This window comes from Sinomonas terrae, from assembly GCF_022539255.1.
GTDB lineage: Bacteria > Actinomycetota > Actinomycetes > Actinomycetales > Micrococcaceae > Sinomonas > Sinomonas terrae.
Genome location: NZ_JAKZBV010000001.1, coordinates 2,549,874 through 2,562,245, shown reverse-complemented (window position 1 = coordinate 2,562,245; position 12,372 = coordinate 2,549,874). Strand labels below are relative to the sequence as shown.

The 12,372-nt window shown below is 64.4% G+C and carries 13 protein-coding genes; 10 read left to right on the top strand and 3 right to left on the bottom strand.

Features of this window, described 5'->3' with window-relative positions:
• Positions 1 to 68: 68 nt before the first annotated feature.
• The gene (locus tag L0M17_RS11905; RefSeq protein ID WP_241054173.1) at positions 69 to 1,178 is read right to left on the bottom strand and encodes a Gfo/Idh/MocA family protein; all 1,110 of its coding nucleotides are present in this window, start codon (positions 1,176 to 1,178) and stop codon (positions 69 to 71) included.
• 19 nt (positions 1,179 to 1,197) lie between these two features.
• A complete protein-coding gene (locus L0M17_RS11900) occupies positions 1,198 to 2,370 on the bottom strand; it encodes a Gfo/Idh/MocA family protein (RefSeq protein WP_241054172.1) in 1,173 nt (390 codons plus the stop codon).
• Positions 2,371 to 2,669: 299 nt separating this feature from the next.
• Between L0M17_RS11900 and L0M17_RS11895 the strand changes: the two genes are divergently transcribed.
• From L0M17_RS11895 to L0M17_RS11870, 6 genes are all read left to right on the top strand, one after another.
• Positions 2,670 to 3,971, top strand: coding sequence for an ABC transporter substrate-binding protein (locus L0M17_RS11895; RefSeq protein WP_241054171.1), 1,302 nt, complete (start codon positions 2,670 to 2,672; stop codon positions 3,969 to 3,971).
• A complete protein-coding gene (locus L0M17_RS11890; RefSeq protein ID WP_241054170.1) occupies positions 3,968 to 4,879 on the top strand; it encodes a carbohydrate ABC transporter permease in 912 nt (303 codons plus the stop codon). Before L0M17_RS11895 ends, L0M17_RS11890 begins: the two co-directional genes overlap by 4 nt.
• Positions 4,876 to 5,778 carry a carbohydrate ABC transporter permease gene (locus L0M17_RS11885; protein WP_241054169.1) on the top strand — a complete coding sequence of 301 codons (903 nt, stop codon included), beginning with the start codon at positions 4,876 to 4,878 and terminating at the stop codon, positions 5,776 to 5,778. The genes L0M17_RS11890 and L0M17_RS11885 overlap by 4 nt, the downstream gene beginning before the upstream one ends.
• 101 nt (positions 5,779 to 5,879) lie before the next feature.
• On the top strand, positions 5,880 to 6,932 hold the full coding sequence (locus L0M17_RS11880; protein ID WP_241054168.1) for an LLM class flavin-dependent oxidoreductase: 1,053 nt from the start codon (positions 5,880 to 5,882) through the stop codon (positions 6,930 to 6,932).
• Between the two features lie 199 nt (positions 6,933 to 7,131).
• Positions 7,132 to 8,481 carry an MFS transporter gene (locus L0M17_RS11875; RefSeq protein ID WP_241054167.1) on the top strand — a complete coding sequence of 450 codons (1,350 nt, stop codon included), beginning with the start codon at positions 7,132 to 7,134 and terminating at the stop codon, positions 8,479 to 8,481.
• A gap of 37 nt (positions 8,482 to 8,518) precedes the next feature.
• Positions 8,519 to 9,094 carry a dienelactone hydrolase family protein gene (locus L0M17_RS11870; RefSeq protein WP_241054166.1) on the top strand — a complete coding sequence of 192 codons (576 nt, stop codon included), beginning with the start codon at positions 8,519 to 8,521 and terminating at the stop codon, positions 9,092 to 9,094.
• A 3-nt stretch (positions 9,095 to 9,097) separates the two neighbouring features.
• On the opposite strand, the gene L0M17_RS11865 is transcribed toward L0M17_RS11870, so the two are convergent.
• Positions 9,098 to 10,015 carry an Fpg/Nei family DNA glycosylase gene (locus L0M17_RS11865; RefSeq protein WP_241054165.1) on the bottom strand — a complete coding sequence of 306 codons (918 nt, stop codon included), beginning with the start codon at positions 10,013 to 10,015 and terminating at the stop codon, positions 9,098 to 9,100.
• 143 nt (positions 10,016 to 10,158) lie between these two features.
• Between L0M17_RS11865 and gcvH the strand changes: the two genes are divergently transcribed.
• The 4 genes from gcvH to L0M17_RS11845 are packed head-to-tail and all read left to right on the top strand — an operon-like array spanning position 10,159 to position 12,306.
• A complete protein-coding gene (gcvH, locus tag L0M17_RS11860) occupies positions 10,159 to 10,545 on the top strand; it encodes a glycine cleavage system protein GcvH (protein WP_241054163.1) in 387 nt (128 codons plus the stop codon).
• A 31-nt stretch (positions 10,546 to 10,576) separates the two neighbouring features.
• Entirely contained in the window at positions 10,577 to 11,065 is a 489-nt protein-coding gene (locus L0M17_RS11855) for an FHA domain-containing protein (protein ID WP_241056426.1), read from the top strand.
• A gap of 15 nt (positions 11,066 to 11,080) precedes the next feature.
• A complete protein-coding gene (ftsR, locus tag L0M17_RS11850) occupies positions 11,081 to 11,803 on the top strand; it encodes a transcriptional regulator FtsR (RefSeq protein ID WP_241056425.1) in 723 nt (240 codons plus the stop codon).
• The gene (locus tag L0M17_RS11845; RefSeq protein WP_241054162.1) at positions 11,800 to 12,306 is read left to right on the top strand and encodes a bifunctional nuclease family protein; all 507 of its coding nucleotides are present in this window, start codon (positions 11,800 to 11,802) and stop codon (positions 12,304 to 12,306) included. The genes ftsR and L0M17_RS11845 overlap by 4 nt, the downstream gene beginning before the upstream one ends.
• Positions 12,307 to 12,372: the final 66 nt, after the last annotated feature.

The window sequence follows — 12,372 nt, the reverse complement described above, 5'->3', positions numbered from 1 at the left end:
AAGCACGCACTAACCGAGTGGTGCTCGCGAACTGGACCCTGAAACAGTATCGTTCTCTTGCCTTCTCCTTATGTAACGCTAATCGATCGGTCTCCCACTACCGGAGTTAGATCCCGGGCGGCAAGTTGAGCTTTGACGCTCAGTTCGGCCGCCTTGAGCGCGTGCTCTTGCGTCATCGCGGTCTCGGTGCGGTCGAGGCAGTCGCGGATGAGGGCTCCGAAGAAGGGATAGCCCACTTGTCCCGTCGCATCGATGTGATGCTCGCCGTCGTCGTTCACGAGGAAGACATGGCCTCCTCCGTCGCCGGTAGCGATGTTCACGTACTTGCGCAGCTCGATGTAGCCCTCGGTGCCGAGGATGATGGTCCGCCCGTCGCCCCAGGTGCTAAGGCCGGCAGGGGTGAACCAGTCAACGCGGGCGAATCCGGTTGCGCCGTTGTCCATCACGATGTGGGCGTCGCCGAAGTCCTCGAACGTGGGGTATTCCTGATGGGCGTGGTTGGCGACGGATGCGCTGACCACCTCCGCGTCCTTTGCGCCCGCGAAGTAGAGCATCTGCTCGAAGTTGTGGCTGCCGATGTCGCAGAGGATTCCGCCGGATTTGTCTCTGTCGAAGAACCAGCTTGGACGCGTGTTAGGGTCGCCGATGCGGTGGGGGCCAAGGCAGATGACTTGGAGGACCTTGCCGATCGCGCCTTGCTCAATAAGCTGCCCGGCGAACACAGCGGCTTCCACATGAATTCGCTCCGAGTAGTACACGGCGTATTTGAGCCCAGTGCGCGCGGTCGCCTCCCTGACGGCCTCCAGCTGCGCGAGCGTGGTCAGAGGCGCCTTGTCCGTGAAGTAGTCCTTGCCCGCCGCGATGACCCGCAATCCGAGGTCAGCCCGCTCTGAGGCAACTGCCGCACCCGCAACCAACCTCACCTCGGGGTCGGCGAGGATCTCTGCCTCGCTGCTGGCGATCTGGGCCTGTGGGAACCGGGCCTGGAAGGCCTCGGCCTTGGCGGGGTCCGAGTCGTAGACCCACTTGAGCGTGGCACCGGCGCCGATCAGGCCTTCGCTCATTGCATAGATATGGCCATGATCGAGATGGGCGGCGGCGAAGGTGAATTCGCCGGGGCCGACGACCGGCTGCGGCATAGGGGCGGGGGCGTAGTTGGCGCCTTCCGATGCAGGCATCAGCAGTCCTTTCGAAGCTTCAGTCATTGGATGTGGGAGTGGAGGCGCCTACGATGATCTCGCCGGACTGCTCGCCGACGGACGCCCGCTTCTCGTAGAAGTGAGGGGCGCGCTGGACGAGAGTCCCGGACCGGTAGTACGGGTCCTCGGGATCAAGAGGAAGCTGTACGATCTCGCGCTCGATGCCAGCTTTGTAGATGGCCGTCACGACTTCGACGGCGTTGCGGCCATCCGTGCCATCAGTCGCCGGCTCGCGGTGCTCACGAATCGCCGCGATGACGTCCCCGATCTGACCCTCGTGTCCCTGGTGGAGCAACGGGATGTGTGCGTCGGCGAGGGCGTTCAGCTCATCGACCAGCGCTGTGTTGCCGCCGGTGACCGGGAATCCATTGGGCTGAGACAGTTCCGCGGTCACCCGCCAGGGCTGCGAGATCCTGGCGAACTGGCCCTGGATGACGATCTCCTGCTCCTCGCCGTGGTGCACTACCGAGCTTGTGAGCTGGGCAAGTCCGCGGCCATAGCGCAGCACTGCGACTGAGAGATCTTCGACCTCCGCATTCTCGTGTTGCGCATTGGCGAGCATGGCGATCACCTCCGTCGGCCGCCCCATGAGCCAGAGGGCGAGGTCGATGTGGTGGATAGCGTGATTGAGCGTGCAGCCGCCGCCCTCCGACTCCCATGTGCCGCGCCACCACAGATCGTAGTAGGCCAGTCCTCGCCACCACGCTGACTCAATACGGAGGTGCGAAACCGAGCCGATCAAGCCCGAGTCGACAGCCTTCTTGAGGGTTGCCATGTCGTCACGGAACCGGTTCTGCGCAACGACGGAGAGGATCTTGCCCGATTCGCGCTGGGCAGCGATCATCGCGTCGCATTCTTCCAGGGAGGGAGCCATGGGCTTCTCGACGATCACGTGCATGCCGCCGAGCAGGAACGCCACCGTGAGGGAGGCGTGGCTGGACGGGGGCGTAGTGATGCTCACCAAGTCCAGCAACGGCTCCTCGGCGAGCATTTGGTGGGGGTCCTCATACGCCTTGGCTCCGCGGATCCCGTGTGATTCCAGCTTGGAGGCGGCCTTTCCGGGCGCGGTGTCGGCAACAGCGACGATCTCGCACTCTTCGTGAAAGGCAAGATAGGCGCGGATATGGGCGCTGGAGATCCCGCCGGCGCCAATGATTCCTACTCTGAGCATCTACGGTCCTCGGTAGTGGTTTTGTTGGGGCTGCATCGGGTGGCGCCCAGTCTTGGGCCGCTCCTCATGATGAGTCTGCAGCAAGCCCGACCTTCGACCATCGCTGGAGGTGAAAAGGTGATCGGTCACTTCAAATACTTCAACCATCGCTTGCGGTTAGTCAAGTGCCTGTGATTTCGGCAAGTTTGGGGTGATTGACCAAAAAGTGATCGGTCACTATGCTGGCGACTTGTGACACACGCCATACGGCCTTAGCGCTCACGGAACGCAGCAGGCCATCCCCAGAGAGGTGGAACCCCATGAGACTCCGTACCAAGATCGCCGCTCTTTGCGCGGTGGTTCTAGCGACGAGCCTGAGTGCGTGCGCGCCTGGCTCACCGCAGTCGGAGGCCGCGCAGAGTGCACCGGCGAGCGTCGACTTCAACAGCTTCAAGGGTCAGACGCTCACGTACGTGTACTTCACAGACGGCCCCGACGAGCAGGCCACGAAGGACATGATCGCCAAGTTCGAAGCGGCCACCGGCGCGAAGGTGAACCTGCAGATCGTGCCGTTCGCCAACCTGGCGACGTCGCTTCAGGCACGACTTTCCGCGGGCAACGCCCCCGAAGTCGCGCGCGTTACCGACTGGCACCCGTACGCCGACAAGGAAGTCGACTTCAAGCAGTACTTCGGCAGCAGCTATCCGTCCGAGTTCGCTTCCGGAGCCGCCGCCACGGCTATGGACAGCGCGGGCCACATGCTTGCCGTCCCGAGCGACGTCACTATCAACGGGCCAATGATCAACGTCGACGCGTTCAAAAAGGCGGGTGTCCCCGTGCCCGCCAAATGGACCTGGGACGAGCTGGTCGCCGACGCCAAGAAGGTGGCCGCCGCCAACAACATGCCCTACGCATTCGCCATTGACAAGTCGGGCAACCGGTTGAGCACGGTCTTGAGCCAATTCGGCACCGTGATGATCGGACCCGACGGCAAGAACGCCCTCGACAAGGACAAGGCTGCCAAGGCCCTCACCTTCTTCACCGACCTCGTGAAAAGCAACGTCTCCCCGAAGGACTTCTGGCTGGGCTCGGGCAGCAAGTACACGGGCGCCAACGAGATCTTCCTGGCCGGGCAGGTTCCCGTGTACCTGTCGGGTCCGTGGCAGGTGGGCGCATTTGCCAAGAGCGCCACGTTCAACTGGGCGGCCGTGCCGAACCCCTGCCAGGAGCGCTGCGGCGGGTTCCCCGGCGGCAAGTTCATGATTGCCTTCAAGGACAGCAAGAACCCAGCCCTCGCCGCTGCGTTCGTCCAGTGGATGAATCGATCTGAGAACCAGCGCGAGGTCGACAAGACCGCGTATTGGCTTCCCACGCGCAAAGACCTGACCGACTCCGGAGTCGAGTACGCCAATCGCCAAAGCGACATGAGCAGTTTCCTCTCGCAGATCAACGCGACACCGTCCGACACCTGGACGGATGCGAACAGCCCTGCCTTCACCGCCTCGGCAACCGCACTGATCAACGAGACAGACAAGGTCGTTGCGGGCCAGCAGGACGTTCGGACCGCCGTCGAGAACATCTCGACCGCTATTGACAAGGCCATCAAGGCGGCAGGCTCATGAGCGTCCTGGCTCCCGCCCGAGCTCGGGGGGTCCGGGGGTGGATGAGGGGCAAGAACCTTGCGCCCTACCTTTTCGTCCTGCCCAACATGTTGATCTTCGCGGTCTTCACAATCTGGCCCGCGTTCAACGGCTTCAACCTGAGCTTCTACGACAGCAGCAACGGAAGGACATATCGCCCCGTTGGGACTGGCAACTACACCAACATCCTCAGCGACTCCCAGTTCTGGGGTGTGGTCCAGCACACCGTTCTCTTCACGCTTGGATTCGTTGTGCTCTCCACGGTGCTCGGCACAGCCCTCGCCCTCATGCTCAATAGCCAGCGGCGCGGCCGAGGGGCCCTCAGCGCCGCCTACTTCCTGCCGGTCCTCATCTCGCCGGTCGTCGTGGGCATCATCTGGAAGGCTGCACTCGATCGCACCACGGGCCTCGTCAATCAGGTCCTGTCCGCAATCGGCCTGGGCTCACCGGGATGGCTAGTGGACTCCAGCCTCTCCCTCATATCGGTCATCCTCGTGGGGACATGGATCCACCTCGGCTTCTACGCCATGATCCTGATCTCAGGCCTGCAGTCCATCGATACGTCGCTGTATGAGGCGGCCAGAATGGACGGCGCGGGTGTGTGGCAGTCGGTGCGTCTCATCACCCTTCCCCTCCTGCGCCCGACGCTCATGGTGGTTATCATCTTGGCCACCATCGCAGGCTTTCAAGCCTTCGACTTCGTGTACACCCTGACCGGCGGGGGACCCGTGGGGGCCACGACGCTGATCATCCAGTACATCTACGAGAATGCCTTCAGCTACCCCATCCAGTACGGTCTCGCCAGCGCGGCCGCGGTGATCCTCTTCGTCGTGGTCTTTGCCGTGACCTTCGTCAATTACGCCATTGGCCGACGGAGTGAGTCGATATGAGCACACAAGCCCCCGCGCCGACCGCCCGCCGGTCCGGTTCGGCCAACCCCCAGCAGCCCAAATGGACGTCGACGGGTGGCCGCGCACCCAGCACCGGCGCCGTCGTCCGCACGGCCCTGCTCATCGCCGGAGCCATCCTTGTAGTCACCCCGGTCTTGTGGGCGGCGATGTCCTCCTTCAAAACGCAAGCGGAGCTTGCTCAGACCCCGCCTACGCTCTGGCCCAACCACCCCACAACGGACAACTACACCAGCGGGTTGCAGGCGTTCGACTTCGTGCACTTCCTCACGAACAGCGTCATCGTCACGGCCTCGGCGACCGTGCTCACCCTCATCATCAATTCGATGGCGGCCTACGCCCTGTCCAAGTACAACTTCCGCGGCCGTACGGTGCTCTTCCTCATCACCCTTTCGACGATCATGATCCCGCTTCAGGTGATCCTGCTGCCCGTCTACCAGGTCATTGCCTCATTCGGCATGGTCAACTCGCTCTGGGGATTGATCATCCCGCCGGCCGCGACGCCGACAGGGGTGTTCCTCTTGCGTCAGTACATGCTGACCTTGCCAGACGAGATGATCGAGGCTGCGCGCATCGACGGCGCGGGGGAGTTCAAGATCTTCCTGCGGATCATCCTTCCGCTCAGCCGCCCAGCATTGGCGGTGGTCGCGATCTTCTCCGTGATCTGGCGCTGGAACGACTTCCTCTGGCCGCTCATCGTCGCCCAAGACGAGTCCGTCCAGACACTGCCGGTGGCCATCGCTCGGTTCGCCAGCCAGCAGGCCATACCGTTCAATCAGATCCTGGCCGTCTCAGTCGTGACGATCCTCCCGATCATCGTCATATTCCTGATCCTCCAGCGGCACATCATCGCTGGTCTCGCCCAAGGCAGCATCAAATGACCTGCCTGGCGCCGCCGGAGCTAGTTGTGTCGGCGGGCTAGTCCGTCGGGTGGTGGGTGCTGGCGGGAATGTGCTCGCCTCTCGCGGAGTTAGGCGCTGTTGTGAAGGCTTTCGGATTCCTCTCATTCGGGCACTACGCACCCTTCCGGGGCTCCCAGACGCAGTCCGCGAAGGACATGATCCTGCAGACGGTCGACCTCGCCGTCGGGGCGGACGAACTCGGAGTCAACGGCGCCTACGTGCGCGTGCACCACTTCGCGCCCCAGCAGGCCTCGCCCATTCCGCTGCTCACGGCCATGGCCGCGCGGACGCAGCGGATCGAAGTGGGCACGGGCGTCATCGATATGCGCTATGAGAACCCGCTGTACCTCGCCGAGGAGGCGGCAGCCCTCGACATCATCGCCGGCAACCGAATCGCCCTCGGCATCAGCCGAGGTTCACCCGAGCCCGCCGTTCGTGGCTACGAGGCGTTCGGCTACACCGGTTCAGCCGACCCCCGCGGCGCGGACATGGCCCGCGAGAAGTTCGCGCTGTTCCTGCGCGCCATCGACGGGGAGGGCGTGGCCGACGGCGACCCTCACCAGTTCCCGCACGGCACCCGCCTGCCGGTGGAGCCGCGATCACCGGGCCTGCGCGAGCGGATCTGGTGGGGGAGTGGCACCCGGGACACCGCCGAATGGGCCGGGAAGCTCGGCCTCAACCTCATGAGTTCCACGCTGCTCACCGAGGACGCGGGTGTCCCGTTCCACGAGCTCCAACGTCAGCAGATCGACCGCTATCGTGCCGCGTACCTTGCCGCGGGCCACACCGGCAGTCCCAGGGTCTCGGTGAGCCGGAGCGTCTTCCCGATCGTCAGCTCCCGTGACGCTATGTACTTCGGATCTCGTCCGGACGGTGATCAGGTCGGCATCATCGACGGCTTCCGCTCAACGTTCGGCAAGACGTACGCGGGGGAGCCCGACGAGTTGGTAGAGGAGCTCTTGAAGGACAGCGCAGTCGCCGCGGCAGACACGGTGATGCTGACGATCCCCAACCAGCTCGGAGTCGAATACAACCTCCACATTCTGGAGACCTTCGCGGAGCACGTCGCGCCCGCCCTCGGCTGGAAGCCGAACACCGACGGGCCTGTGGAGGGATATCCCGCGCGAGCCTGACGGCGTCTGACTGGAGCGACGTTGAACTGGTTCGAGGACGGGGTTACTGGGTAGAGAGCGGTTGTGCCCGGTCTTCCGGGGTAGAGGGGCCTTGTGAGCGCTCACGGGGTCCACGACGCGAGGGGCGATGATGGACCAAGCGACTATCCGTCGGCTGTCCGACGATGCGACCCAAACCCTCCTGAACAAGCAAGGAACGGTGTCCAGCTTCCGGGGCGGCTGGATGATGATCGCAACCATCTTGATCGAGGCGTGGGATCTGTATGCGATCTCCTTCGTCCTCGTCTTCATCAGTGCCGAGTACCACCCGAACGCCTTCCAGCTGGGTCTCGTCACGGCCGGTGTTCAGGGCGGTGCCCTCATCGGTGCGCTCATTGGCGGCTTCGTCGCTGACAAGCTGGGCCGCAAGGCGGTCTTCATTCTGACGATGGTGCTCTTCATCGTCCTCGCCATCGTCCAGGGCTTCTCGGTCGGAGTGTGGGACCTCATCGTCGTCCGGTTCCTCATCGGCATTCCGCTCGGCAGCGACATCTCCAACGGCTACGCCTACATCATGGAGTCGATGTCCAAGGGAGCCCGTGAGGTCATGGGCAGCCGCTGGCAGTTCATGTTCGGCCTCGGCGAGGTCTTCTCCATCGTGGTCATCACGATCATGTATGCGACTGGCATGGACCACCACATCCTGTGGCGCGTCGCCCTCGCGATCGGTGCGATTCCGGCCCTGATCCTGCTGCTTGCGCGCCTCAACCTGCCTGAGACTCCTATGTCGCTCATCCACAGAGGGCAGTTCGTCAAGGCCAAGGAAGTCTCCCAGCGACTCTTCAATGACCCGCTCGATATGCTGCCGAACGAGGACGTCGAGATCGAGAAGCCGAAGGTGCGCGACTTCCTCAGGGTTATCTGGGCCGACCGGATCAAGCGTCGGGCCACGATCTTCGGCTGGATCTCCAACGCCTGCCAGGGTGCCGAGTTCACCGCGTTCGGGTTCTACCTCCCGGTCATCCTCGTCACCGCCGGCGTTGGCGTCACCAGCAGTGGTGGCAGCTCGAACATCACGGGCACGAACCTCGTCACGGCTGCGATCTACGTCCTCGCGACCATCTCGGGCTTCGTTGCCCCGATCATGATCGGCAGGATTGGCCACAAGGGCGTCGCAATGTGGGGGTTCGGCCTCGCGTTCGTCGGCCTGCTCGTCGGAGCGTTCGCCCTTGGAGGGAACATCAAGTGGCTCATCGTCATTGGCGCATGCGTCCTCATGTGGGGCCACTACTGGGACGCCTCGAACGGCATGACGATCACCTCGATGGTCGCCCCAGCCCGGTTCCGGGCCACAGCCTCAGGCTTCGGCTATGTGTTCGTGAAGGCGGCCTCGTTCTTCGGCGCCTTCATCTTCCCGGTCATGACCGTCTCGTGGGGCAAGGTCGGCGCAACGTTGGCCGTCTCGGTCCTCTCGCTCATTGGCTTCCTGTCAGCGTGGCTGATCCTCCCCGAGCTCTACGGCTACGTGGACCAGGAGGAACGGACGACGACGGAGGCGGGCCGCGCATGAGCCAACGGCGCGTGAACGAACGGCAGGGCCCGTAGGCGTGGCAGAAGCAATCCTCTTCCATCACGCCCTAGGGCTCACTGCGGGGCTCCTCGACTTTGCCGAGGAGCTCCGGCATGCCGGGCATGTCGTCCACACCCCGGACCTCTTCGACGGCAAGACGTTTGACAACGTGGACGACGGGGTCGCCCACGCCGAGGAGCTCGGCTTTGGCGAGATCCTTTCGCGGGGAGCACGCGCGGTCGAAGATCTCGCTCCGGGACTCGTCTACGTGGGGTACTCGCTCGGAGTCCTGCCGGCCCAGCAGCTCGCCCAGACCCGGGCAGGAGCGCGGGCTGCCCTCTTGATTGCCGCATGTGTTCCGGTCGCGCAGTTCGGCACGACGTGGCCTCCCGGCATCCCGGTCCAGATCCACGGCAAGGACGCTGACCCCTATTTCGCTCCCGACGGCGACCTTGCCGCCGCACGCGAGCTCATCGCGATGACGCCGGATGCCGACCTGTTCCTCTACGAAGGCGGGGAGCACTTCTTCGCCGACTCGAGCCAGCCGGGCTACGACTCGGCCTCGGCGGAGTTGCTGCTCGAGCGGGCGCTCACGCTTATGGATACGGTCTGAGGCCTACTTCAGGAACTTCGAGGTGGTCCGATCCGCGAGGATCTTCCCATCGGTCTGGCAAGTCGGGCAGTACTGGAGGGCACTGTCCGAGAATGTGACTTCACGGATGGTGTCGCCGCAGACGGGACATGCCTCTCCCGTCCGCCGGTGGACGCGCATGCTGCGTCGCTTCTCGTCCTTGAGTTCGTCCGGCTCGTGGCCGAGATCGTCTTCCAGGGCCTCCTGCAGAATGCTCCGCAGTGATTCGTACAGCCGTTCGGTCTCGTCATCGGAGAGCGTCGAGGCAATCGCGAAAGGTGAGAGCTTCGCGGCGTGCAGGATCTCGTCGCTGTAGGCGTTCCCAATTCCGGCGATGATCTTCTGGTTCCGCAGGAGGCCCTTGATCTGCTGACGGTGATTGAGGAGGCCGCGGAATGTCTCGAGGGTGAATCCTGGTTCGAGCGGCTCGGGTCCGAGGTCCGCGATCGCGGGGACGTCCTCGAGCCGCCGCACAATGAACACTGAGAGGCGCTTCCAGGTCCCCGCCTCCGTGAGGTCGATGCCCGTCACCTCGCCGTCGCGTTCAAAGCCGAAGCGTGCTGCCACGTAGCCCTTGCCGCGCGGAGGCCTGGGTTCGGGCAGTTGGTCGTAGATCCGCACCCAGCCCCCGAGCGCGAGGTGGACGACGACGGCGATCCGGCCAGCGCCGTCGTCCGACCTTGCGCCGTCCTCGCCCATTGCGCCGTCGGGCACGGTAATGATGACGATGAACTTGCCCCGGCGTCCCACCGAGTCGACCCGCCGTCCCACGAGTGCGGAGAACGGGGGATCGGCGGTCTTGAGGGCGTGGATCGATGGGAAGACGGCTCTCTCGATCCGCGCCCCTCGAAGGCGACGGTCGAGGTAGGCCGCGAGTGCTGTGACTTCGGGGAGCTCCGGCATGGCACTGCCTTTCGTCGCTGGCCACCTGATCCATCATCGTGCCAGAAAACCGCTCCCTGAGCAGGAGTTTCGTTATGCCTATACTTTCAGCGGATACGGCCCTGCGGGATTCCGAGGGGCACCAGTTCGACGAAAGGCGCACCATGAGCAATGTCCCAGGCGACCTCGCCTACACTGCCGAGCACGAGTGGGTTTCGGCCGCGAATGGCGACGGCGTGGTGCGCGTCGGCATCACTGACTTCGCCCAGGACGCCCTCGGCGACGTCGTCTACGTTCAGATGCCGGAGGTCGGCACCGAGGTGAGCGCCAACGCCGTCGTCGGGGAGGTCGAGTCGACCAAGAGCGTGAGCGACATCTACGCTCCCGTGAGCGGCACCGTTGTGGGCCGCAATGAAGCGCTCGACGGCGATCCCGCCCTCGTGAACAGCGATCCTTACGGTGAAGGCTGGCTCATCGACGTCAAGCTCAAGGACACCGCCGAGGTCGACGATCTGCTCAGTGCATCGCAGTACGAACAGCAGGTAGGGTAGACATCTGGGGATACACCGAAGAGGAGGAATGATGGGCAGCGAGGAGCGTCGTGGTCTAGACGCAGGAGAGGCCACGGAGCGCGACATCACTGCGTCTGAAACGACGTCGATCCATCTCCCGCCGATCGGCAAGGAGCCCCATCGGCCGCGTCAGCTGACGCCCGAGGAGGAGGTGGCCATCGATGCGCTGCCGTTCGGGTCAGCCCTGCTCATCGCCCACTCGGGGCCGAACTCGGGGGCGCGGTTCCTTCTCGACTCGGACGCCACGACCGTCGGACGGCACCCGAATGCTGACATCTTCCTCGACGACGTCACGGTCTCGCGGCGGCACGCCGAATTCCGCCGCACGCCGAGCGGCGCCTTCGAGGTCGTCGACGCCGGGAGCCTCAACGGCACCTACGTTAACCACGACCGTGTGGACCGCGTGGTGCTGCGGACCGGGGCTGAAGTGCAGATCGGCAAATTCCGGCTCACGTACTACCAGAGCCCCGCGACGAGCACGGTGAGGCACTCCGCCTAGGGGGCGCGCATGGCACTGGCTCATTCGGAGCGCAGGGGGGCTTCGAGCCTCAATATCGGTGAAGTTCTGGCTGCCCTGGCCGAGGAGTTCCCGAGCATGACGGCTTCGAAGATCCGCTTCCTGGAAGAGAAGGGCCTCATTTCTCCCCAGCGGACGCCTGCCGGCTATCGGCAGTACGGCGAGCGGGACGTTGAGCGCCTGCGGTTCGTGCTCGCCCTTCAGCGGGACCAGTACCTCCCGCTGAAGGTGATCAAGGACTATCTCGATGCCATTGACCGCGGAGAGCGTCCCGAGAGTCTCCCGGGCGGCTTGACGCTCGCTCCCCGCGCCGTGAGCGACGACGTCGCGGCAGAGCTTCGCACAACGAGGGCGCGGGAACTGTCCGAGGAACAGCTGCGTGCAGAGTCCGGGGCGAGTGCGTCGCTTGTGGAGTCCCTCAGAAGCTACGGCCTCATTTCCGAGGAAGACGGCCGGTACGACGAACATGCCCTCCAAGTCGCGAGGGCGTGCGTGCAACTCGAATCGCATGGGATCGAGCCGCGCCATCTAGGCCCGTTTCGCGCCGCCGCCGAACGCGAGTTCGGGCTTGTCGAGCGAGCCGTGGCACCCATCGCGTCGCGCAGGGACGAGGCGGCCCGGGCACGGACGGCAGAAGCGGCGCGGGAGATCAGCGACCTGTGCCTCACGCTCCACCGTGCGCTCGTGCACGGCCGCATCTCGAGGATGGAGGGGTCATGATCGAAGTAGAGGTCGTCGGCGTGCGCATCGAGCTGCCGTCCAACCAGCCGCTCGTCCTCCTCAAGGAGAAGCAAGGTGAACGGCACCTCCCCATCTGGATCGGCACTGCGGAAGCCAGCGCGATCGCACTTGCCCAGCAGCACGTCGTCCCGCCCCGGCCGCTCACGCACGATCTGCTCGTGAACGTCGTGCACGGCCTCGGCCGCCAAGTCGTGAGCGCGACGATTGTCGCAGTCCAGGACAGTGTCTTCTACGCCCAGCTCGGTTTCGATGACGGCACGGTCATCGAGTCGCGCGCCTCGGACGCACTCGCCGTCGCCCTTCGCGTGGACTGCCGTATCTGGTGCGCGGACGCCGTCCTCGAGGAGGCAGGCGTCCAGCTCGCCGAAGGCAGTGAGGAAGGCGCCGAGGAGGCCTCTCCGAGCCCCGAGGAGGAAGAGCGCGAGATGCGCCGCTTCCGCGAGTTCCTCGCGGACGTGGAACCCGAGGACTTCGACGAGTGATCGGGCCAGCATCGAGTCTGACCCGGCATCCAATCCGACACGGCATCGGCTCAAGGCCGTGGTCTT